This is a genomic window from Pseudomonas sp. LBUM1670 (assembly GCF_059695695.1).
Genome location: NZ_CP166783.1, coordinates 1,837,922 through 1,860,889, shown reverse-complemented (window position 1 = coordinate 1,860,889; position 22,968 = coordinate 1,837,922). Strand labels below are relative to the sequence as shown.

The 22,968-nt window shown below is 60.1% G+C and carries 21 protein-coding genes; 5 read left to right on the top strand and 16 right to left on the bottom strand.

Annotated elements, in window-relative coordinates; genetic code table 11:
• Positions 1–91: 91 nt before the first annotated feature.
• Positions 92–1,063 carry a magnesium and cobalt transport protein CorA gene (locus tag ACA073_RS08560; protein ID WP_497402896.1) on the top strand — a complete coding sequence of 324 codons (972 nt, stop codon included), beginning with the start codon at positions 92–94 and terminating at the stop codon, positions 1,061–1,063.
• 128 nt (positions 1,064–1,191) lie between these two features.
• Here ACA073_RS08560 and ACA073_RS08555 read toward each other — a convergent pair whose 3' ends face one another.
• The 3 genes from ACA073_RS08555 to ACA073_RS08545 form a co-directional block, all read right to left on the bottom strand.
• A complete protein-coding gene (locus ACA073_RS08555; RefSeq protein WP_497402895.1) occupies positions 1,192–1,914 on the bottom strand; it encodes an amidotransferase in 723 nt (240 codons plus the stop codon).
• Positions 1,915–2,009: 95 nt separating this feature from the next.
• Positions 2,010–4,154 (bottom strand): 3-hydroxyacyl-CoA dehydrogenase NAD-binding domain-containing protein, encoded by a 2,145-nt coding sequence (locus ACA073_RS08550; protein WP_497402894.1) that lies wholly within the window; start codon positions 4,152–4,154, stop codon positions 2,010–2,012.
• A gap of 38 nt (positions 4,155–4,192) precedes the next feature.
• Positions 4,193–5,398, bottom strand: coding sequence for an acetyl-CoA C-acetyltransferase (locus tag ACA073_RS08545; protein ID WP_497402893.1), 1,206 nt, complete (start codon positions 5,396–5,398; stop codon positions 4,193–4,195).
• Positions 5,399–6,078: 680 nt separating this feature from the next.
• Between ACA073_RS08545 and ACA073_RS08540 the strand changes: the two genes are divergently transcribed.
• Positions 6,079–6,900, top strand: coding sequence for a c-type cytochrome (locus ACA073_RS08540; RefSeq protein WP_497404021.1), 822 nt, complete (start codon positions 6,079–6,081; stop codon positions 6,898–6,900).
• Between the two features lie 121 nt (positions 6,901–7,021).
• Here ACA073_RS08540 and ACA073_RS08535 read toward each other — a convergent pair whose 3' ends face one another.
• From ACA073_RS08535 to ACA073_RS08500, 8 genes are all read right to left on the bottom strand, one after another.
• The gene (locus tag ACA073_RS08535) at positions 7,022–7,831 is read right to left on the bottom strand and encodes a transglutaminase family protein (RefSeq protein ID WP_497402892.1); all 810 of its coding nucleotides are present in this window, start codon (positions 7,829–7,831) and stop codon (positions 7,022–7,024) included.
• Positions 7,828–8,778 (bottom strand): alpha-E domain-containing protein, encoded by a 951-nt coding sequence (locus ACA073_RS08530; RefSeq protein WP_095945245.1) that lies wholly within the window; start codon positions 8,776–8,778, stop codon positions 7,828–7,830. Before ACA073_RS08530 ends, ACA073_RS08535 begins: the two co-directional genes overlap by 4 nt.
• Positions 8,779–8,789: 11 nt before the next feature.
• Positions 8,790–10,199 carry a circularly permuted type 2 ATP-grasp protein gene (locus tag ACA073_RS08525; protein ID WP_497402891.1) on the bottom strand — a complete coding sequence of 470 codons (1,410 nt, stop codon included), beginning with the start codon at positions 10,197–10,199 and terminating at the stop codon, positions 8,790–8,792.
• 542 nt (positions 10,200–10,741) lie between these two features.
• Positions 10,742–11,083, bottom strand: coding sequence for a ribonuclease E inhibitor RraB (locus ACA073_RS08520; RefSeq protein ID WP_090181832.1), 342 nt, complete (start codon positions 11,081–11,083; stop codon positions 10,742–10,744).
• Positions 11,084–11,300: 217 nt separating this feature from the next.
• Positions 11,301–11,534, bottom strand: a complete 234-nt coding sequence (locus ACA073_RS08515; protein WP_497402890.1) for a hypothetical protein — start codon at positions 11,532–11,534, stop codon at positions 11,301–11,303.
• A gap of 216 nt (positions 11,535–11,750) precedes the next feature.
• Positions 11,751–12,626 carry a polyamine aminopropyltransferase gene (gene speE / locus ACA073_RS08510; protein ID WP_461951159.1) on the bottom strand — a complete coding sequence of 292 codons (876 nt, stop codon included), beginning with the start codon at positions 12,624–12,626 and terminating at the stop codon, positions 11,751–11,753.
• 265 nt (positions 12,627–12,891) lie between these two features.
• The gene (locus ACA073_RS08505; RefSeq protein WP_497402889.1) at positions 12,892–13,083 is read right to left on the bottom strand and encodes a PLDc N-terminal domain-containing protein; all 192 of its coding nucleotides are present in this window, start codon (positions 13,081–13,083) and stop codon (positions 12,892–12,894) included.
• A gap of 70 nt (positions 13,084–13,153) precedes the next feature.
• Entirely contained in the window at positions 13,154–13,684 is a 531-nt protein-coding gene (locus tag ACA073_RS08500) for a hypothetical protein (protein ID WP_497402888.1), read from the bottom strand.
• Positions 13,685–13,863: 179 nt separating this feature from the next.
• Between ACA073_RS08500 and ACA073_RS08495 the strand changes: the two genes are divergently transcribed.
• Positions 13,864–15,345, top strand: coding sequence for a methyl-accepting chemotaxis protein (locus ACA073_RS08495; RefSeq protein WP_497402887.1), 1,482 nt, complete (start codon positions 13,864–13,866; stop codon positions 15,343–15,345).
• Positions 15,346–15,525: 180 nt separating this feature from the next.
• Positions 15,526–15,891, top strand: coding sequence for a terminase (locus tag ACA073_RS08490; RefSeq protein WP_497402886.1), 366 nt, complete (start codon positions 15,526–15,528; stop codon positions 15,889–15,891).
• Here ACA073_RS08490 and ACA073_RS08485 read toward each other — a convergent pair whose 3' ends face one another.
• From ACA073_RS08485 to ACA073_RS08475, 3 genes are all read right to left on the bottom strand, one after another.
• A complete protein-coding gene (locus tag ACA073_RS08485) occupies positions 15,892–16,689 on the bottom strand; it encodes an acyl-CoA thioesterase (protein ID WP_497402885.1) in 798 nt (265 codons plus the stop codon).
• Positions 16,690–16,914: 225 nt separating this feature from the next.
• Entirely contained in the window at positions 16,915–17,673 is a 759-nt protein-coding gene (locus ACA073_RS08480; RefSeq protein WP_497402884.1) for a CHAD domain-containing protein, read from the bottom strand.
• A gap of 95 nt (positions 17,674–17,768) precedes the next feature.
• Positions 17,769–18,047: a hypothetical protein gene (locus tag ACA073_RS08475; protein ID WP_497402883.1), complete on the bottom strand. Its 279-nt coding sequence runs from the start codon at positions 18,045–18,047 to the stop codon at positions 17,769–17,771.
• Positions 18,048–18,269: 222 nt separating this feature from the next.
• Between ACA073_RS08475 and ACA073_RS08470 the strand changes: the two genes are divergently transcribed.
• Positions 18,270–19,310, top strand: coding sequence for a patatin-like phospholipase family protein (locus ACA073_RS08470; RefSeq protein WP_497402882.1), 1,041 nt, complete (start codon positions 18,270–18,272; stop codon positions 19,308–19,310).
• A gap of 131 nt (positions 19,311–19,441) precedes the next feature.
• Here ACA073_RS08470 and ACA073_RS08465 read toward each other — a convergent pair whose 3' ends face one another.
• A complete protein-coding gene (locus tag ACA073_RS08465; RefSeq protein ID WP_497404019.1) occupies positions 19,442–20,140 on the bottom strand; it encodes a response regulator in 699 nt (232 codons plus the stop codon).
• 49 nt (positions 20,141–20,189) lie between these two features.
• Positions 20,190–22,841 carry a DUF4118 domain-containing protein gene (locus ACA073_RS08460; protein ID WP_497402881.1) on the bottom strand — a complete coding sequence of 884 codons (2,652 nt, stop codon included), beginning with the start codon at positions 22,839–22,841 and terminating at the stop codon, positions 20,190–20,192.
• Positions 22,842–22,968 lie beyond the last annotated feature (127 nt).

Genomic DNA, 22,968 nt, shown 5'->3' with positions numbered 1-22,968 from the left:
CTGCAGATTTCACTGACTATCAAGTAGAAGACAAGGTTAAGCTGAACATTGCCTGCTACTGCCACCTGCTAATAAGAAGTGAAGTTGAATCATGGGTAGAGTTGTTGCTGCTGCGGTTTACAGCGCTGGTAAAAAAGTCACCAATATTACCCTCGACGAAGGCGCTGCCTGGGCCGCCAAGCCTGGCCACTTTGTCTGGATCGGACTTGAAGAGCCGAATGCCCAGGAGTTGTTCAATCTGCAACGCCAGTTCAACCTGCACGAACTGGCCATTGAAGACGCCCTGGAAAAACACAGTCGACCGAAGCTGGAAACCTTTGGCGACGCGCTGTTTATCGTCACGTATTCGCCTATTCGTAATGAAGGCAAACTGGAGTTCATCGAGACTCATATTTTTGCCGGCAATGGGTACATCATTACCGCCCGCAACGGTCACTCGGCGTCCTACGCCCTTGTCCGACAGCGTTGTGAGGCGCGTCCGCTGTTGCTGGAGCACGGGGAAGATTTCGTACTCTATGCCATCCTCGACTTTGTGATTGAAAACTACCAGCCAATGGGCGAAGCCATCCATGCCGAGATCGATGAGCTGGAACATAACGTGCTGTGCAGCGCGCTGAATGAACATGACATCCAGAAGCTTCATGGCCTGCGCCGAGACGTATTGCGCCTGCGTCGTTACGCGGCACCGATGGTGGAGATTGGCGAGGAGTTGCAGAGGCTGAGCTTTCCGTTCATCGACAAGAACATGCGCCCGTATTTCCGCGATGTGCAGATCCATGTGACACGGCAGATGGAAGACCTGACGACCCTGGCGGATATTGCCAGTCAGACCATTGAAGTCGGGGTTTTGCTGGAAGCGTCACGACAGAGCGTGGTGCAGCGCAAGTTTGCGGCGTGGGCGGCGATTCTGGCGTTCCCGACGGCGGTGGCCGGTGTTTACGGGATGAATTTCGAGAACATGCCGGAGCTGACCTGGCATTACGGGTATTTCGCGGTGTTGGGGTTTATTGCAGTGGGGTGTGTGGGTTTGTGGGCGAGTTTCAAGAAATCGGGGTGGTTGTAGTCCGGCACCGAGTTGTCTGTGAAATTCGCGAGCAAGCCCGCTCCCACATTGGAACGCATTTCAAATGTGGGAGCGGCGGTGCGACGATTCGACTTGCTCCGGGCGGCGTTCCGACGAAGCTTTTAGCTTCAGACAGCTTCTGGTTTATGCGCCACGAACCGCATCATCCACTCCGCAACGGTGGTGCCGTGATGCTCATGCTCAAGGCTCGCCATGCCTTTCGAGTAAATCTGCTCGCCCAGCGCTTCCTGACGAATATCCAGCAACGCCCGCGAGTAATCGTGAATGAATTCCGGATGCCCCTGGAAGCACAGCACCTGATCGTTGATGTGGTACGCGGCAAACGGACAGAATTCGCTGGAGGCGATGACCGTGGCGTTTTCCGGTAGCGATGTCACCTGGTCCTGATGACTGATCAACAATGTCAGCTCTTCGCGCAACGGGCTCATCCACGGCGCCTTGGCCGCCAGTTTGTAGCTGTGCGTGCCGACGCCCCAGCCTTGGGTCGCGCGTTCGCTCTTGCCGCCCAGCAGCAATGCCAGCAACTGATGGCCGAAGCACACGCCCAGCAGTTTGTCGCCGCGCTCGTAGCGGGTCAGCAGATAAGCTCGGAGGGTTTCGATCCAGGGGTCGGTGCCGAAGGAGTCGGCCTTGCTGCCGGTGACGAGATAGGCGTCAAAGGCCTCATCATCGCTCGGGTATTCGCCCTGCATCACGTTGTAGACGGAGAACTCGGCGGCGATGGGCTGCTGCGAAAACAGACGCTGGAACATCTGCCCGTAACCCTGATATTGATCGACCAGTTCCGGACGCAGGATGTCGGTTTCCAGAATGCAGATGCGTAACGACATAAAAAATACCTGACACGTGATGGGAATAATGCACACCTCAGAGCCTGCCTCGAAACACGGTGACAAGGCAAGCCCCGAAGTGCGTCATCGGTCCCTTAAAACGCCTCCCCTCTGGCGGCTTTTTGCAGCAGCAATGGCGGTGGTGCGAACCGTTCCCCGTACTGTTCGGCAAGGTATTGCGCGCGGGCGACGAAGTCTTTCACGCCGTACTGATTGATGAATTGCAGCGCACCGCCGGTCCAGGCCGCAAAACCGATACCGAAGATCGACCCGACGTTGGCATCCGCCGTCGAGATCAGCACGCCCTCCTCCACGCAGCGCACGGTTTCGAGGGCTTGCACGAACAGCAGGCGATCACGCACATCCTTTGGCGAAATCTGCCCGTCGGCTTTCTCGAAGCGGCTTTTCAGCTCCGGCCACAAATGCTTCTGGCCACCGACCGGGTACTCGTAGAAACCACCTCCAGCGGCTTTGCCCGGACGCTTGTACTCGTTGAGCAGCAAGTCAATCACGGCAAACGCGGGGTGCTCAATCAGCGGTTTCCCTTCCGCTTGCAGGTCTTTGGCGGTTTGCTGGCGGATATGGCTCATGAGACTGAGGGAAACTTCGTCAGAGATCGCCAGAGGCCCGATCGGCATGCCGGCCTTGCGCGCTTCAGTCTCGATCATCGCTGCGCTGACGCCTTCGCCGAGCATGGCAATGCCTTCGTTGGTGAAGGTGCCAAACACCCGTGAGGTGAAGAAGCCGCGGCTGTCGTTGACCACAATCGGAGTTTTCTTGATTTGCAGTACGAAATCGAAACCACGGGCCAGGGTTTCGTCGCTGGTGTGGGCGCCTTTGATGATTTCCACCAAGGGCATTTTTTCCACGGGGCTGAAGAAATGCAGGCCGATGTATTTGCTCTGATCCGGTACGGCGGCGGCGAGTCCAGTGATGGGCAAGGTCGAGGTGTTGGAAGCGATCACCGCGTCCGGGCCGACGACTTTTTGTGCGGCGGAAGAGACTTTGGCTTTCAGTTCGCGGTCTTCGAACACGGCTTCGATGATCAGGTCGCAACCGGCCAGATCAGCGTCATTTTCAGTGGTTTTAATTCGCGCCAGCACCGCATCGCGCTGCTCGGCGCTGAACTGGCCGCGAGCAACTTTCTTGTCCAGTAACGTCGCCGAATGCGCCTTACCCTTCTCCGCTGCCGCGAGGTTGATGTCCTTGAGCACCACTTCGATGCCCGCCAATGCGCTGACAAAAGCGATCCCCGCGCCCATCATCCCGGCGCCCAAAACACCCACGCGCTGCGTCACGTAAGGTGCAAACCCTTGAGGCCGCGAGCCGCCCGCATTGATCTCGTTGAGCTGGAACCAGAAGGTGCCGATCAGGTTTTTCGAGATCTGGCCGGTGGTCAGCTCGGTGAAGTAACGGGTTTCGATCAGGTGCGCCGTGTCGAAATCGACCTGTGCACCTTCAACCGCGGCGCAGAGGATTTTCTCCGGCGCGGGCATGCAGCCCTGGGTTTTAGTGCGCAGGATCGACGGCGCTATCGCCAGCATTTGCGCGACTTTTGGATTCGATGGCGTACCGCCCGGAATCTGATAGCCCTTCACGTCCCAACGCTGCACAGGTGCTGGATTGGCGATGACCCAGGCCCGCGCCTTGGTCAGGAGTTCATCACTATTCGCTGCCAGCTCATCAATCAGACCCGCCTGCAACGCTTGCTGCGGGCGGACCTTCTTGCCTTCAAGCAGATACGGCAAGGCTTTTTCCAGACCGAGCATGCGCACCATGCGCACCACTCCGCCGCCGCCCGGCAACAGGCCGAGGGTGACTTCCGGCAAGCCGAGCTGCACCGATGAATTGTCCAGCGCCACGCGGTGATGGCATGCCAGGCAGATTTCCCAGCCTCCACCCAGTGCGGCCCCGTTAATCGCGGCGACCACAGGTTTTCCGAGGGTTTCCAAAGTGCGCAATTGGCCCTTCAGCGTCAGCACCATGTCGTAGAACGCTTTGGCCTCAGGCTTGCCAACCTTGATCAGTTCATTCAGGTCGCCACCGGCGAAGAACGTTTTCTTGGCCGAGGTGATGATGACGCCGGCGATGCTTTCTTTTTCAGCAACCAAACGGGCAACGCAGCCAGCCATGGCCTCACGGTAGACCGCGTTCATGGTGTTGGCGCTCTGGCCCGGCATGTCGATGGTCAGGACGACGATCTGGTCCTGCCCTTTTTCGTAACGAATGGCTTCAGTCATGCTCTTTTCCTTAGAATCAGTTTCCTGGAAATCGGGGCTCAGAGGCGTTCGATGATGGTGGCAATGCCCATGCCGCCGCCGACACACAGCGTCGCCAGGCCATAGCGCAGGCGCCGGGTTTCCAGCTCATCGAGCAGCGTGCCGAGGATCGCGCAACCGGTGGCGCCCAGCGGGTGGCCCATGGCGATGGAGCCGCCATTGACGTTGACCTTGTCCGGGTCGATGGACATGTCCTTGATGAATTTCAGCACGACAGAGGCAAACGCCTCGTTGACCTCGAACAGGTCGATGTCTTCGACGCGCAACCCGGCCTTGGCCAGCGCCTTGCGCGTGGCCGGCGCCGGGCCGGTGAGCATGATGGTCGGGTCGGTGCTGGTGACCGCCGAGGCGACAATCCGCGCCCGGGGCTGCAAGCCCAGCGCACGACCCTTCGCCTCGGAGCCGATCAACATCAGCGCGGCGCCATCAACGATCCCGGAGCTGTTGCCCGGTGTGTGCACATGGTTGATTCGCTCGACATGGCTGTAGACCCGCAACGCCGTGGCGTCGAAGCCCATCTGCCCCATCATCTCGAAGCTCGGTTTGAGCTTGCCCAGGCCTTCCAGGGTGGAATCGGCGCGAATGAACTCATCGTGATCGAGCAGGAGGATGCCGTTCTGGTCCTGCACCGGCACCAGCGATTTTATGAACGAACCATCGGCACGGGCTCGTGCGGCTTTTTGCTGAGAATGCAGCGCGTAGGCATCGACGTCCTGACGGCTGAAACCTTCAAGGGTGGCGATCAGGTCGGCGCCCACGCCTTGCGGTGTGAAATGGCTGTGCAGATTGGTTTCCGGGTCCAGCGCCCACGCGCCGCCGTCGCTGCCCATCGGCACCCGGGACATCGACTCGACACCGCCGACCACCACCAGCTCTTCGAAGCCGGAGCGCACTTTCATCGCCCCGAGGTTCACCGCCTCCAGACCCGACGCACAGAAACGGTTGATCTGCACCCCCGCGACGCTGACGTCCCAGTCGGCCACTTGTGTCGCGGTTTTGGCGATGTCGGCGCCTTGATCGCCGACCGGCGTCACGCAGCCAAGCACCACGTCATCCACCTGGCTGGTGTCCAGCGAGGTGCGCTGCTGCAGCGCCCTGAGCAACCCGGCCACCAGGTTCACCGGTTTGACGCTGTGCAAGGCGCCATCGGCCTTGCCTTTGCCACGGGGCGTGCGTAACGCGTCGAAAATCAAAGCTTGGGTCATGACGTCCTCGAACCTGAAGGTGGGTCGCATCAAAAGATCGCAGCCTGCGGCAGCTCCTACGAGGGAACCCGTCAAGATGCAGGAGCTGCCGCAGGCTGCGATCTTTTGATCTTTAGTGAGCCACTACCTTATGCCGAGTCGCCGCCGATTCAATGACCGCAATGCTCACGGACGTTGACGGACACGCTCAGACGGACGGTAGTGGGCTACCGGATTAACCGTTTCAGGACACCGAGCTGTCTAGCAAAAGGGCGGCAAAGAAGCTGGCAATAGGCCTCATGTCTTATTTAAAGCAATAAGTGCGCACGCCATACGAAAGGGATCTAAGCCGCGAGTGACGCGGGCCCTAAGGTGAACATATGCGAAGTTGTCGTCGGGTTTTGCCGAGGCGCTCGTACTACAGGAAGTGCAACGCGCTGCCGTCATGGAGATATGCAGGCAGGCATCGGTAATAACAAAAAGGCGGTCAAGCCATGTTCAAGCATTCGAAAGTACGTCAAGCCGGGCTCATTCTTTTCGCCACTACTCTGTTGTTGATTTTGCCGAACCTGACGAAGGTGATCGGCTGAGTCTGTTATTAAAAATACGGCGCCAGGATTTTTTATCGCCTCATCAAAATTGTGACTGGCTCGCTACCCGGGCGAGCGTGGGTGTGCCAACCTTTGCGGCACTTCCACGACATGGACGGCGCTCATTTGAAAACGCTCATTCTGTTCGGGGCCTTGCTGTTCGGCTCGCCCCTTTATGCCGCGCAGCTGAACCTGGAGCTGGGCGCGGACAGTCGCACCTGGCAGACAGAGGAGTTGCTCAAGCATCCTCAGTTACAGACCATCACGATTACCAACGACGTTTCCTATAAGCGGGACATGAGCTATCGCGCCGTGCCACTGGCGGCGTTGTTGGCCGGCATCAAGCCTGACGATCATCTGCAAGCTGTGGCGCTGGATGGTTTTGCCGCTGAACTGGCGGCTGCGCCGTTGCTCAATGCCAAGGGCGCGCGGGCGTGGCTGGCGGTTGAAGACCCGGCCAATCCGTGGCCGGCGCTGTCCGAAGGCAAGCCCGGTGCCGGGCCGTTTTATCTGGTCTGGACAGAACCGCAGGCGGGCAACATCAGCCCTGAACAATGGCCTTATCAAGTGGCAAGCATCAAACGCATGGCGCCGGTGGCCGAGCGCTTCCCTGCCCTGCTGCCTGATCCGGCGTTAAAGGCGGGCGATCCGGTGAATCTGGGATTTGCTCTGTTTCAAAAGAACTGCCTGGCGTGTCATCGACTCAATGGCGCCGGGGATGCGCAGTTCGGGCCGGATCTGAATATTCCGTTTAACCCGACCGAGTATTTTGGGGCGGACTTTTTGAAGAGGTATATCCGTGATCCGCAGAGTTTGCGGCAGTGGCCGCAGGCGAAGATGCCGGGGTTTTCTGCGCAAGTGTTACCCGACGGCGATCTGGAGAGGTTGGTGGGGTATTTGAAGCATATGGCCGGGCGCAAAGTTAAGCCGTGACAGCTATCCCATGTGGGAGCGGGCTTGCTCGCGAAAGCGATGTCTCAGCTACAAATATGCAGACCGAAAGACCGCTTTCGCGAGCAAGCCCGCTCCCACAAGGTTTGAGCGGTGCCTGCGATTACTGCTGCTGGACTGAGATCACAGGTATCGGCGTCGGCGACACCAACACCTTCGCATGCATCTGCTCACACCCGCCGCCGCGACGCATCCCGCGCACCGGACAGGCATCCAGGTAATCCAGGCCCACCGCCAGTTTCAAATGGCGTTCCGGCCTCGCCAGTTCATTGGTCACGTCAAAGCTGTACCACGCGTCATCCAGCCAGGCTTCCGCCCACGCGTGACTGGCCAGATGCTCGCAATTCTCGCTGTACAAATACCCCGACACATAACGCGACGGAATGCCCAGGCTGCGGGCGCAGGCGAGGAACGCGTGAGTGTGGTCCTGGCACACGCCCGAGCGCCCGGCGAAAGCCTGCGCCGCACTGGTGTCCACTTCAGTGGAACCCGGCGTGTAGGTTATGTGCTGGTTCAGGCCGTGCATCAAGTCAATCAACGCCGTGCGATCCCGACGCTTTTTGCACGCCTTCTCGGCGAACGTGCGCAGGGCTTCGTCGGCCTCGGTCAGGCGGGTGAAACGCAGGAAGGGCAACGCTGACTGGCTCTCGTGCTCGGCTTCGCGAAGTTCGTCGATGTCGACCTGGCCACGGGCGCCGATGATGATCGCTTCATGCGGCTCGTCCATGGTCAGCACGTGCAAGATGTTGCCGAACGGATCGAGTTGCGCACGCACCGGGCGCGGCAGGTCGAGTTGCCAGCTGAGTACGTGCTGGCGCTCGCTGTCGTGAGGGGTCAGTCGCAAGTACTGGATGCTCGCCCGCACCTGATCTTCGTAGTGATAGGTGGTCTCGTGGCTAATGGAAAGTCTCATGCAGCCTCCAGATAGGAACTGTGTATGGCGTTACCCAACTGGCGCACCAGCGGAATGAACTCGGTCAGCCAGGCGTGCAGGCCTTCGTCGAGAATTTCGGTGATGCCGGTGTAGCGCAGGCGCGCGTCCATCTCGGCGGCAAGGCGTTGCGCGGGGCGGCCGTTGGCGCCGGGCAGTTGGGCGAGGATCTGGTCGATTTCTTCGGTGCAGGCCCGTAGCGAACGTGGCACATCGGCACGCAACAGCAGCAGTTCTGCCACATGCCGGGCACCGGGAGCGTCGCGGTAGATTTCGGTGTAGGCCTCGAACGACGACAACGCCCTTAACAAAGCGCTCCACTGGTAATAGGCGTGGGCTGTGCCGTCGCTGACCGCTTCGGCCTGATCGCCGGCCATTTCGTAGCGGGCGTCGAGCAGGCGCAAGGTGTTGTCGGCCCTTTCGATAAACGTGCCCAGCCGAATGAAACGGAACGCATCGTTGCGCATGATGGTGCCGTAGGACGCGCCGCGAAACAGGTGCGAACGTTCCTTGATCCACTCGCAGAAACGGCTCATGCCGTAGCGACTCAAGCCCTGCTCGGCGATCCCGCGAATTTCCAGCCAGGTGGCGTTGATGTTTTCCCACATGTCGGCGGTGATTCGCCCACGCACCGCATGGGCGCTGGCCCGTGCGGCGCCGAGGCAGCTGTAGATGCTCGCCGGGTTGGCCGCGTCGAGGGCGAAAAAATGCAGCAACCGTTCGGCATGCAGCTCGCCGTGGCGCTCCAGATAATCGTCCAGGGTGCCGGTAATCAGCAGCGGCATGGCGAGTTCATGCAGACCGTCACCGCGTCCATCCTGTGGCATCAGCGACAGTGAATAACTGATGTCGAGCATCCGTGCGAGGTTTTCCGCCCGCTCCAGGTAACGCGACATCCAATACAAATCCGAGGCAGTTCTACTTAACATGGCAGGCTTCCTTAATCCTCAACCACCCAGGTGTCCTTGGTTCCGCCGCCCTGGGAGGAATTCACCACCAGGGAGCCTTCACGCAGGGCGACACGGGTCAAACCGCCGGGCACGACCCGGGTCTCGCGGCCAGACAATACAAACGGACGCAGGTCGATGTGGCGTGGAGCGATGCCGTTTTCGACAAAAGTCGGACAGGTCGACAGGGACAACGTCGGTTGCGCGATATACGCGTGGGGCTTGGCTTTGATGCGGGCGCGGAACGACTCGATTTCCGCCGCTGTCGCCGCCGGCCCCACCAGCATTCCGTAACCGCCGGAGCCTTGGGTTTCCTTGACCACCAGGTCTGGAAGATTGGCCAGCACGTGGGACAGTTCAGAAGGATTGCGACACTGGAACGTCGGCACGTTCTTCAGGATCGGTTCTTCATCGAGGTAGAAACGGATCATGTCCGTGACAAACGGATACACCGACTTGTCGTCCGCGACCCCGGTGCCGATGGCATTCGCCAGCACCACGTTGCCCGAGCGATAGGACGACAGCAGCCCCGGAACACCGAGCATCGAGTCCGGATTGAACGCCAGCGGATCGAGGAACGCATCGTCGAGACGGCGGTAGATCACGTCGACGGCTTTCGGCCCGTCTGTGGTGCGCATGAACACCTTGTCGTCACGCACGAACAGGTCCGCGCCTTCCACTAATTCGACGCCCATTTCCCGCGCCAGGAACGCATGCTCGAAAAATGCGCTGTTGAAGCGACCCGGCGTCAGCACCACCACGCTCGGGTTATCGATCGGGCTGGAGCTTTTCAGTGTGTCGAGCAGCAGGTTCGGATAGTGATCGATCGGCGCGATGCGCTGGGCCGAGAACAACTCGGGGAACAGGCGCATCATCATCTTGCGGTCTTCGAGCATGTAGCTCACGCCGCTCGGTGTACGCAAGTTGTCTTCGAGCACGTAATACGTGCCGTCACCATCACGCACCAGATCGACACCGGAGATGTGGGAATAGATATCCCGGTGCAGATTCAGCCCTTGCATCGCCAACTGGTACTGCTCGTTGGCCAGCACTTGTTCGGCCGGAATGATGCCGGCCTTGATAATGCGCTGCTCGTGATAGAGGTCGGCGAGGAACATGTTCAACGCCTTGACCCGCTGGATGCAGCCGCGTTCGACGATCCGCCATTCGCTGGCGGGGATGCTGCGCGGAATGGTGTCGAAGGGAATCAGGCGTTCTGTCCCCTGCTCGTCCCCGTAGAGCGTGAACGTAATCCCGGCCCGATGAAACAACAGATCGGCCTCGCGTCGCCGTTGTGCCAGAAGCTCTTCAGGCGTCTCGGCCAGCCAACGGGCAAACTCCCGGTAATGCGGGCGGACCTGGCCGCCGGCATCGTACATCTCATCAAAATAATTGCGGATCATGCCGTACTCCTTGTCACCCGGACTTACAGGCCTTCGCAAGGCCCGTGCCATCGGCATAAACGCTTTTAAATCAATCGGTTAGATATTCGTCGCGCGAGCACCGCACCATTCCTGTGCGGCAAATACCCCAACCTGATTGCCCCCGCTTCATTGCGAAGCAATGCTTTCGCTTATCACCAGCATAGCCAGAGTTGATTTCACTGCCCGGCGGACGATGCGGAAAATCGGCGCTTTCGCTGAAAAAGCTCACCGAACTTCCCATTTAGCCGCCTCACCAGGCGGCTTTTTTATGTTTTCGAATTTGTGGTCCGTGGCCTGCCCCCTCTGTAGGAGCGAGCTTGCTCGCGAAAAACGTCTGGATAACGGGTTCATCCGGACAGCCCGCGTTATCGTTAACGACCATCGCGAGCGAGCTCGCTCCTACAGGCGGATGCGTACACGCCTGATTTGAGCAACACGGTTCTTTTCGGTTTCAATCGGCGCAAACGAAAACGGCCAACCCGAAGGTCAGCCGTTAGTGGATATTGTCGCTGTTCATAGTGTTATGCGAGTAGCCCTCGTACCTCCTGCTTGACGCCCCATCCTTCGATAATGCCGCCCAAAGGCTCGACCACCGCCTCGAAGTCCTGCTCAAAGTCGCCGATGCCGTCATAGGTGGCGTACATCACTTTGCTCAGTTCCAGGGCCCACGCGCCGTCATCGCGCACGCTGATTTGTGCATTCAGGGATTCACCACAGTAATGACCTGCCGCCCTGCGTGCCCGCTCCTCGTCCGGGAAAATGGCGTAGAACTCGATGGGATGGAATCGTGAAAAGTCAAAACCGCCTTCTTTCATGCGGCGCAGCACCGAGCTGCTGATGTCTTCTTGATAGGCTGTGCTCATGAAACGTCCTCCTCAAACCGATGGATAGACTTTCCGTACTCCCGCCTCCCGCAACCGAATGGTGCGAGCGATGCGGCAACCAGGTTGCCGATGGGAAACAAGCATGTAGCTGACAAGACCAGACCTTAGCGATCCAATCGCTGATCTCGCTTGCAGAGTAGCCTCAAGTAAGCGCCGCTGCCAAGGCCTGGTGTTTCACGAGTGTGCCAGAGGTGTATCAGACGGGAGTAATGCCGAGGATTTGTATGCTGTTCTGGGTCTTGAGGTTTTTGACGGTAGCGTCAGCAGTTCGCCCTTCCAGATCGTTCAGATCCAGTTCGGCGGCAACGGGGAAAAGCCTCTCTTTGAGCAGTTTCGCGGCGTACTCGTTGTCCGGGCATTCGTCGCACTCAAAGACTTCGTCGACTGTTTCGCCATGATCATCCACGAAAGTGATCTTCCACTTTTGCATCAGTGCCTCCTCGAACAAACCCGCAAATGGGCTTACAACTATCTGGACTTTTGCCCGGACTGATCGTTCAAACGGATTACCGCACACAAGCATGAAAAACACAGGACCTTGTGGGAGCGGGCTTGCTCGCGAACGCGATGAATCAGTCAATGCACGTGTCGACTGATTCACCGCGTTCGCGAGCAAGCCCGCTCCCACAGGAGACTTTGCACAACCTTAATCGTTGCTTGGCTTGTTGATCGCCTGCAGGACGTATTGCGGCAAGGCAAACGCGCCAATGTGTATCTCAGGATTATAGTAGCGGGTGATGATGCCGCTGCCGGCGAAGCGCTGCTGCAGGGTCTCGCGGGACAGTTTGCGATAGGCGGTATTGGTCGCGCCCCAGGCAAATGTCATGGAGCCGCCGATGTAGGTCGGCACGGCCGCCTGATAGAAGTGCCAGTCCGGGAACAGGCTGCGCAGGCGCCCGGCGGTGGTTTTGACTTCTTCGATCTGCATGAACGGCGTGCCGTTCTGGGTCACCAGGATGCCGCCTTCGTTCAGGCAGCGACGGCAGGCCTGGTAGAAGTTTTCCGAGAACAGCACTTCGCCCGGGCCGATCGGGTCGGTGGAGTCGGAGATGATCACATCGAACTTTTCGGTGGTGGTAGCGACGAAGCGCATGCCGTCGTCGATCACCAGGTTCAGGCGTGGATCATCGAACGCGCCCTTGGAGTGGTTCGGCAGGAATTCCTTGCACATGTCGACCACGGTGCCGTCGATTTCGACCATGGTGATGTGCTCGATGCTGCGGTGCTTGGCCACTTCACGCAGCATGCCGCCGTCGCCGCCACCGATGATCAACACACGTTTAGCGCTGCCGTGCGCCAGGATCGGCACGTGGGTGAGCATTTCGTGGTAGATGAATTCGTCGGCTTCGGTGGTCTGGATCACGCCATCCAGCGCCATGACACGGCCCATGCGCGGGTTTTCGAAAATCACCAGGTGCTGGTGTTCGGTGCGCACTTCGTGCAGCAGTTTTTCCATGCGAAAACGCTGGCCGTAGCCTTCGTAGAGGGTTTCCAGGTAATCGCTGGTTGGGGTGTTGCTCATGGGAAGTGCTCCGATGAATGCGGGTGGCAACGGACGGTTACCCGCCCATGATGGGCCATCGATCTGCTCGATTGCCCGGGAAAGGCGCGCATTCTACGTCGCGGAAGATGACAGGTCGAACGTCACTCGAAAATTGACACAAACCCCTTGTGGGAGCGGGCTTGCTCGCGAAAGCGGTGTATCAGTCAATAAACATGACGACTGATACACCGCTTTCGCGAGCAAGCCCGCTCCCACACGAAAGATGCCATCCTTCAGGACGTCCTCAGACTCGCACATCGCCCCGTGGCCCGGCGATGGCCCAGATGATCAGGCCCAGAACCGGCAGCAACAGGATCAGCAGGACCCAGACGATTTTCATCCCGGTGGTGGCGCCACTTTTCAGCACGTTGATGATTGCCCAGATGTCCAGGGCAAGAATGATCAGGCCGACCAGGCCGTTGAACGTGGAACCCATGGTGTCGCTCCCTAAGAGTGATGTGCATTCTTAGGATAGCCGGCTCCGGCGAGGGTTCCGATTTATTGCGTCAAACGTGGAGGGCCACTTTCAAGGCTTCCAGAGAAGGCGCGGCCGCGATACCGACCTCGGCGCACAACTCGAGCACACGCGGCACGTCGTTGCCGTAGACCAGCACCACTTGCAGTTCGTCGTCGAGCAACTGGCTGAAATTCATCAGCGTGTAACCGCCGTTTTCCTTGTTCATGCTGCCCATCTGCACCTGAATGCGATTGAGCGCGGTCAGCGCTTCGGTCTTGGCCAGTTGCTTGGGTTTGATGTTGAAGTCCACGCCCGGGCCGAACGACGCGACGATCTGCGCGAACAGGTCCACATAGGTGTCAGCCTGGAACAGCACGGTTTCCGGCAAGCTGCCGACGACGACCCACTCACCCAACGGAATCGGGAAGGTGTCGTCGTAGTTGATGTCCGGATTGGCCGTCAGAAAAGCTTCTGGATCGGCGTAGGCCTGGGCCGCTTCTTCAGCGACTTTGAGGATTTCGTCTTCGCTCATGCACCCGGAGCTGATTTTGCTGATGAGTTCGACGAGTGCGGCTTTCATGGAGGCGGAATCCTGTAGCGAGGGAATTTTGAAGGCGCGAAGGATAGCGCATTACGCCCCGCAATTCCTGCGCGGGCACAAAGCCAAGAATGTTGACGCATATCAAGATCCGGCGCCTCGGGCAGCGGCACAATGCTGGCACCTTGCCAATACTGTTTCCGCTATCAGAGAAGACCTCCATGGGTGCCTGGCTTAGCAACATCTCGCTGAAATATAAATTCTGGGCGGTCAACGCCGTCGCCTTCGTCACCACCCTGTTGCTGGTGCTGTACGCCGTACAGCTCGAACAACAGGCCCGCAGTCATGCGTCTCAAGCGTCTGCTCAGGCGCAGGCGCGATTGCTCAACGCCTGGCCTGCCGGGCAAGCGCTGCCCAAGGCCGATAACCTGCTGACGTTCAGTCGCGGGCAAGCGCCGTTACTGAACCAGCAACCCATCCTGGAATTGGCGGATGCCAACGGCTGGGTCGAAATCAATCCGATGCCGCTGTTCGGCGACAATCCGTTGATGGGCGCTCAAGTGTTCACGCGCACCGATGGCCACCAGGTTGCGGTGGTCGCTTATGGCCCGAGCCTGAGCCAGGTGTTCGGCGAGCGTTTCGCCAACTACGCGGTGGCGGTGTTCATCCTGATGCTGGCGATGCTCGGGGCATCGCAATTGTTGATCCGCTTTCTGCTGAGTCAGCTCAACACCTTGAAAGATGTGATGCTTCATGTCGAAAAAACGGGCGACCTGGCGGCCCGTGTGCCGCTGGCCTGCACTGACGAAGTCGGGCAGATGGCCAGCGCATTCAACGCCATGCAGGCCGGTTATCAGCGGGTAGTCAACACCGTCGCCAGCACCGCCCGGCAACTGGATGTCGGCGCGGCGCGCCTGGCATCGAGCATGAACGAGGTGCGTCACGGCATGCTTGGCCAGCAAAGCGAAACCGACCAGGCCGCCACGGCGATCAACGAAATGACCGCCACCGTCTATCACATCGCCCAGCACGCCGGCGCGACCCGCGACCTCTCGCAAACCGCCGATACCCTGGCCGGCAGCGGTCAGGAAGTGGTGAGTCGCGTGCAAAAGTCGATTGCCGGGTTGTCCACCGGCGTGCAGCAGACGGCCGAGATGATCCAGCGTCTGGCCGAGGACAGTCAGAAGATCAACGGCGTGGTCAATGTGATTCACAGCATCGCCGAGCAAACCAACCTGCTGGCGCTGAACGCCGCCATCGAAGCAGCTCGTGCCGGGGAAATGGGTCGCGGGTTTGCGGTGGTCGCCGATGAAGTGCGCAACCTGGCCAAACGCGTGCAGACGTCGACGGACGAGATCACCCTGATGGTCTCGGCGTTGCAAGCCGGCACCCGGGACGCGGTGGACTTCATGCAGGAAAGCTCGTTCAAGGCCGACGATTGCGTGCAACAGGCTCAAGAGGCCGGCGCCGCGTTGGTGGAAATCACCAGCGCCGTGGCGCAGATGCGCGAAAGCAACACGCAGATCGCGGTGGCGGCCGAGCAGCAGAGCCAGGTGGCGGAAGAGATGAACCGGGCGGTGGTGAGCATTCGCGATGTGACCGAGAACACGGTGCAGCAGACGGTGGATTCGGCGACGACCAGTAATGAGTTGGCGGCGTTGGCCGGGGAGTTGAGCAAGGCCATCGGACAGTTGAAACTCTGAAGGCCTCTTCGCGGGCAAGCCTCGCTCCTACAGGTTGTGCGCACCGCGAAGGCGTCTGTGTGGTCAACATCAATTTCGGCCATGACACCTATCACTCCGATAGCCATCCTCGATTCGCCGCCCGCCAATGCCGCGCCTATTCTTCAATCACGTGTTCAACATGGATCGAGGATCAGCATCATGGGCAAACGTCACCCCAACCTTCCCGCCTGGCAATGGCGCGCGTACCCGGACAACCATCAGCACCCGGCCAATCTGGTGCTGCACCTGATTGCCGTGCCGCTGTTCATCGTGGCGTTTCTGCTGCTGGTGTGCGGGGTGTTCAGCCTGAGTTTTGCGAACTTCGCGATTGGCATCATCGGCCTGCTCGCTGCATTAGGCCTGCAACGCCACGGTCACAACCTGGAGGCGCAAGCCTCCGAGCCGTTCAGTGATCGCAAAGATGCAGTGTCGCGCCTACTGGTCGAGCAATTCCTGACTTTTCCGCGATTTTTCCTCAGCGGCGGCTGGTGGCGCGCCTGGCGTGAGCGCCACCGTCGTCACTGATCAGGCAAAAATCGTCACGGTCTGCCGGCTCATGGCAATCAGCTGACCCTCCGCGCTCCACAGTTTCGCGGCCGCATGACCGTAGCCGTCAGCGGCATGTTCGATTTCAACGAGGTATTTGCACCAGTCCAGCGTGCTCAGTTCGAGCAATGGCTGGACGAACTCGATGGTCCAGGTCAGCGTGCTGCCCATCGCGACTTTATTCAGGTGCGGCAACAGCGCCGGTGGCCAGGCGTCGACCAGCGCCAGGATATGCGCCTCGCTGACCGCCTCTTCTTTCACATCCCCACGCAAGCGCACCCAACCGCCCATCTCACGGGATTTATTGCCGGTGAACGGCAGGCCGCCAACACTCCAGCGCATCGCCAGATGGCGCATGAATTCCGGGAGCACGCCTTTGACAAATGGCAGCTCCTGACAATCGTCCCAGTGCTTCATTTCGGGGGCGGGCGTGGCTGTTACTGCTACTTCGGACGGTCGCGAGGCGCCGAAGCTGCCCTGGATCAACGTCACAACTTGCCCCTTCTGCATCGCCCGGCCCAATACCTGGCTGACCGCCTTGCCTTCGCGCAGGACATCGACTTCAAAACTGACCGGCACTTCGGGCTCTACGGGCCCGACAAAGGTGATCGCCAGTGAGCGCACGGGGCGATCCGCCGGCACCCGTGCGCGCATGGCTTCGTATTGCAAAGCCGCGACCAGGCCGCCGAAGCTGGCACGCCCTTGTGCCCATTCGGCAGGAATAGACAGCTCGAGCGGTTGGCTGCGGACGGCGTCGAGCAGATCGGAGAAGCGCATGAAAACCTCAAGGGCAGAAATGGATGAAGGGATGTTAACCAGCCAGAGAGGATGGCACAGCGCTTATTCTGGCCAAAGAGACTGACAGATAGGCCGTTAGATTCAACACAAATCAAAATGTGGGAGCGGGCTTGCTCGCGAAGGCGGTCCCTCAGTCACATCAATGTTGGATGTGAAACCGCTTTCGCGAGCAAGCCCGCTCCCACATTTTGATTTGTGGTGATTTCAGGATTTGAAGCAGGCGGCACTGAGTTTGTCGAGGACACGGTCGGCACGGCCTTCGGCCTGGGCCATGGTGGTTTTCCAGACCGCGACGCAGGGTTGCAAATCGGCGTCCTGTTCAGCCCGGGCCAGCCATTGCCAGCAGTCGTGCCAATCGCCCAACGCAGCCTGGGCGGATTTGAGCCTCGGCAGAGCCGGTTTCGGCAAACGGTCCAGTTCCGGATAAGCCTCGATGCCATAACGCACACGCTTGATCAACAAGCGCAGTCGATGGCGATCATGAGCCGGATCGTGCAGCGCCTGATCGAGTTTCTTCCATTGCTTGGCCAAGCGTTTTTCAATGCGTTTGCGCAGTCCCTTGAGCAACCCCTGACGCTGGGACGCCCGCAGAAAACGCGGAAAGGCGTCGAAAATCATCAGCAACTGCGCCAGTTCGGTGCTCGCCGCGACCGCCGGATAGGCCTCGGCCATCTGCGCCATGCGTCGTTGCGCCGCCTCGGGTTGATCGTGCTGGAGCAGATACGCCGCCAGCACCTCACGATCGCGCAACGGTGTGGTCAGGTCACCGACCCGGGACGCCGCCACTTCGAGCTGCTCGACTCCAGGCAAGCCGCGCAACGGCCGCAGCAGACTGCGCAAACGGCGAACCGTGGTGCGCAGATCGTGCAACGCTTCAGGGTCGGTGCGGGCATTCAAACGTGCCTGACAGGCCAACAAGCGAACTTCCAGGCCCAGGACATGAGCTACCAACCGATTAATCATGGGATTGACTCCATTTGTAGGAGCCGGCTTGTTGGCGATGGTGGCCGTTATGACGCCTTCGCCAGCAAGCCGGCTCCTACAGATTAGCGGTTTGTTTAACGGCCGGCGCGGGATTCACGAATATAGAAGCGCGCCTTTTCGGCTTTGCGGGTGCAGCCCTCGTAGGCTTCGAATTGTTGCTGGGTCTTCGCACCGGTCAGCAGTGACAGGGCCTTGGAATAGCTGACATTCCCGGCGAACCCTTCGGCCTTGGCCAGATCCAGCTCATGCCACGCAGCATCGATCTGGCTACCGCAACTCTCGCGGTAAGCGGTTTTGCCGGCACAACCGGCGAGTGCCAGCGCAATCAAGGGCACACAGATCCAGGCTTTCATCAATTACACCTCAACAATAGGTAAACAGTCGTGCAGGTAAGACGGTCTGGCACGTGAAAAGTGCCTTGCTCCCGCCGCAGAAACTGCAGCGCTGGCGAGAATAACCATCCGCCGCCATGGAGTGTCGAAAAAACGACGCCTTCACCCTGCCTAGCGACCTTAGCGATTGAAGCGCGCCCCTCGATGGGTGCATTGTTGAACCTTGTCAGACGAGGGCGATTCATGAAAAAGCGTGTCGCACTGGTGTTGGGCTCAGGTGGAGCCCGGGGCTATGCCCATATCGGTGTCATTGAAGAGATCGAGCGACGTGGATACGACATCGCCTGCATCGCCGGTTGTTCGATGGGTGCCGTAGTCGGCGGGATTTATGCCGCCGGCAAACTGGATGAGTACCGCAACTGGATCGAGAGCCTGGATTACCTCGACGTGTTGCGTCTGGTGGATGTCAGTTTTCGACTGGGGGCGATTCGCGGGGAGAAGGTCTTCGGGCAGATCCGCAAGATCGTCGGCGAGATCAATATCGAAGACCTGCGCATCCCCTACACGGCGGTGGCCACCGACCTGACCAACCAGCAGGAAATCTGGTTTCAGGAAGGTTGCCTGCACCAGGCGATGCGCGCCTCGGCGGCCATCCCCAGCCTGTTCACGCCGGTGATGCAGGGCAATCGCATGCTGGTAGACGGCGGCATCCTCAACCCGTTGCCGATCGTGCCGGTGGTGTCGAGCCATTGCGACCTGATCATCGCGGTCAACCTCAACTCCACCAACCAGCGCCACTATCAACTGCCGGTGATCCAGCGCCCGGCCGCGTTCAAGACCCGGTTCGACAGCCTGATGAGCTCGGTAGGCTCGAAAATGCCATTCCGCCGCAAACCGGCGGAAAAATTGCTGCTGCTGGAAAAGGAAGCATTGATTGCAGAAGCGGCCGAGATCAACCCCTGGATCGAATCCGCCGAACCCGAAGCCCAACAACCGGCGGCCGCCCCTGAGCGCGATGGCGCGCCGAAATCGGCCACGGGTTCGTTCATCATCGACAACGTGGGGCCGGCGTCCTTGCTGGACTTGATTAACCAGAGTTTCGAGGTGATGCAGACGTCGTTGGCGCAGTACAAGATTGCCGGTTATCCACCGGATATCCTGATCAACGTGCCGAAGCGGGTGTGCCGGTTTTTCGAGTTTTACAAAGCGCCTGAGTTGATCGCGCTGGGGCGGGAGATTGCGCGGGATACCTTGGATCGGTATGAGAATGAGCGGGATTCCTGAGGTTCTCGGGTGAATGCGAGGGCCTCTTCGCGAGCAAGCCCGCTCCCACATTTGACCGTTTCTAATTGGAGAACTCGGTCAAATGTGGGAGCGGGCTTGCTCGCGAAGGGGCCAGATCAGACAACCCAGAACTAAAGACTACCCTCACTCAACAACCGATACCCAACCCCCGCCTCGGTCACGATAAACCGCGGCTGCGTCGGATCATCCGCCAGCTTCTGCCGCAAATGCCCCACCACAATCCGCAAGTAATGACTGTCTTCGGTATGGGTCGGCCCCCAGATGTCCTTGAGCAATTGCTGCTGGGTGATCACCCGTCCAGGATGCCGCGCCAATTGCGCCAGCACCGCGTACTCCTTGCGGGTCAACGCCACTTCGACGCCGTCGAGCAGCACCCGGCGATAGGCCAGGTCAACGGTCAGCGGACCAAACGTCAACGCCGCCTGCTGCGCCTCGCCGACCGGCGCCTGACGCAACAAGGCACGCACCCGCGCCAGAAATTCCTGAATGCCGAACGGCTTGGTCACGTAGTCATTCGCACCGCCATCCAGCGCTTCGACCTTCTGCCCTTCGCCGGCACGCACCGACAGCACCAGCACCGGCACCGTCGACCATTCACGAAACTCGCGCAGCACTTGCTGGCCGTCCATGTCCGGCAGACCGAGGTCGAGCACCAGCAAATCGGGTTTGTTCAGCGCGGCTTGCGCCAGACCTTCGGTTCCGGTGCCGGCCTCCAGCACTTTGTAGCCCTGGGAAGCGAGGCTGATGCGCAGGAATTTGCGGATCTGCGGTTCGTCGTCGATGACCAAAATGGTCGCGGTCTGGCTCATGGTTTCTGATCGCAGCATGGAGAGATCCAAAGGGTATCAGGCTTCACTGTCAGCGTTCACTTTCAAACGCAGGCTGTTCCTGCAATGGCAGGTGAAGTGTGATGCAAGTGCCACGCCCTTCAATACCGTCGCCGACGCTGATTCGCCCGCCGTGTGCACCGACCATGCCCTGACAGATCGCCAGCCCCAGCCCGGTGCCCTGCCCGCCACGATCACCGCGCGCGGCGGTGTAGAACATGTCGAAAATCTTCGCCCGCTCATCGATGGGAATCCCCGGTCCTTCATCGCTCACCGAGAAGAACAGCTCGTTATCATCCGCTCCGGCGCGTAATTGCAAACGCCCATGAACCGGTGAGAACCGCGCGGCGTTTTCCAGCACGTTGACCAGCGCCTGTTCGATCAGCGCGGCGTGAACGTAGAGCAGCGGCAGCTTCAGAGGCACATCGGTGCTGACCTGCAACGGCGCCAGCACTGCGCGCAGGCGATTGAGCGAACTGCCAACGATGTCGGCCGGCGACACCCAGTCCCGCGCCAGCTTCAGTGCGCCGTGACCGAGGCGGGTCATGTCCAGCAGATTCTGGATGTAGCGATCAAGGCGCTCGGCCTCATCGCGGGTACCTTCGAGCAGTTCACGGCGGTCCTCCAGCGGGATCGCCTCGCCGAGGGCCAACAGGCTGTCGATGCTGCCGCGCATGGACGTCAGCGGTGTGCGCAAATCGTGGGACACCGAAGCCAGCAAGGCGCTGCGCAGTTGCTCGGTTTCGCCGTGCAGCCGCGCCGCTTCCAGGTCTTCGGCCAGTTGCGCACGAGCCAGGGCCTGGGCCAGCGGCTGACTCAGCGCGGTCAGCAGACGTCGACGCTGGCCGCTCAAGGTTTGACCCTCTTTGGCACAGACGCCGAGCAGTGCCAGCGGCCCGTCTTCCACGGACAGCGGCCACCACCACCAACGCCCGAACGGCAGCGTGCCAGTGCCCGCGCCCGCCGGTTGATCGTGTTGCCAGGCCCAGTCGGCGGCAGCGCGTTCGGCTTCGGAAAACTGCAGCGGGCCACCGGTTTCGACTTTCCAGCCGCCCTGGCCGTCGCGATTGAGCAAGCACAATTGCAGATCGCTCCAGCCTTCGAGGTGTTGAGCGGCGGCATTTATCACGGCCTGACGGTCCGTGGCAGCAGTCAGTTTGCGCGACAGGTCGAGCAGTTCGGTTGTCTCTTCCTGGGTGTCGCGCAGCGCCTGCAATTGCCGGCGCTGGCGTGCCGCGAGGTTGCCGGTGAGCGCCGCCATCAGCAGGAAGAACAGCAAGGTCAGCACATCTTCTTCGCGCTGAATGCTGAAGGAGAAGGTTGGCGGGATAAACAGAAAATCATAGGTCAGAAACGACAGCCCCGCGCAGGCCAGCGCGGGGCCGAGACTGCTGCGCACTGCCACCAGCAACACGGCAGCGAGGAACACCAGTGAGATGTTCGGTAGCGGCAAAACACTCGACACGGCCCAGGCCAGTACACTGGCCAAAATCGTAGCGACAACGGCCAGCCCGTAGTCGAACCGCACCAGCGACTGCTCCGAACGCTGGCGTGGCTGATGCTGTTCGTGATCGCTGTCGAGGACGTTGATTTCCAGTCCGCGCGCATGGCGCAACAAACGCGCCGCCAAGCCGCCCCCGAACAGCCGACGGCGCAATCGCTGCCGGGTCTGGCCGACCAGTACCAGGCTGGCGCGTCGTTCGGCGGCATGCTGAATCAAGGTTTTCGCCACCTCGCCGGCCCGCAGCAACACCACTTCGCCGCCGAGGCGTTCGGCCAGTTGCTGGGCACTTTGCAGACGCAGGCGTGATTGCTCATCACGCACGCTGCCGTTGTCCACATGCACCAGGCTCCACGGCAGATGCCGACGCTGGGCGACGCGACTGGCGTGACGCACCAGACGTTCGGCCTGCGCATCGCCATCGACGCCGACCAGCAGTCGACCGCGCACGGCGGGTGCGGCCTGACCGAGTTGACGATAACCCTGGGCCAGATCGTTATCGACCTGAGCCGCAGCGGCTTGCATCGCCAGTTCACGCAGGGCGGTGAGGTTAGTCTGGGAGAAGTACGCATCGATGGCCGCCCGCGCCTGCTCCGGCACATAGACCTTGCCGTCACGCAGACGCTCAAGCAGCTCACGTGGGGGCAAGTCGACCAACATCAATTCGTAGGCTTCTTGCAGAACCCAGTCCGGCAGGGTTTCGCGGACCTGCACGCCGGTGATACCGCGCACCTGATCGTTGAGGCTCTCCAGGTGCTGGACATTGACCGTGGTGTACACATCAATGCCGGCGGCGAGCAGTTCCTGAATGTCTTGCCAACGTTTGGTGTGACGACTGCCCGGTGCGTTGGTGTGGGCCAGTTCGTCCACCAGCACCAGTTTCGGTTTGGCGGCGAGTACGCCGTCGAGGTCCATTTCTTCGAGGATCACGCCACGGTATTCCGAGCGCACCAGGGGTTGCTGCGGCAAGCCGCCGAGCAGCGCTTCGGTCTCGGCGCGGCCATGGGTTTCGACGACGCCAGCGATGAGTTTTACGCCTTGACGCAGTTGTGTGTGAGCGGCTTGCAGCATGGCGTACGTCTTGCCGACACCGGGTGCGGCGCCGAGGAAAACCTTGAGCCGGCCACGGCCGTCGCGGGGCAGGTCTGCTAACAGCGCGTCGGCGCGGCCGGAGTCACTCATGCTTGGGGATCTCTTTTTTCAGATGTTGATGTGGTGATTGTGCCGCCGTCTTCGCGAGCAAGCCCGCTCCCACATTAGATGGATGTCGTGCACATTATTTGTGACCACTGAAGGAAATGTGGGAGCG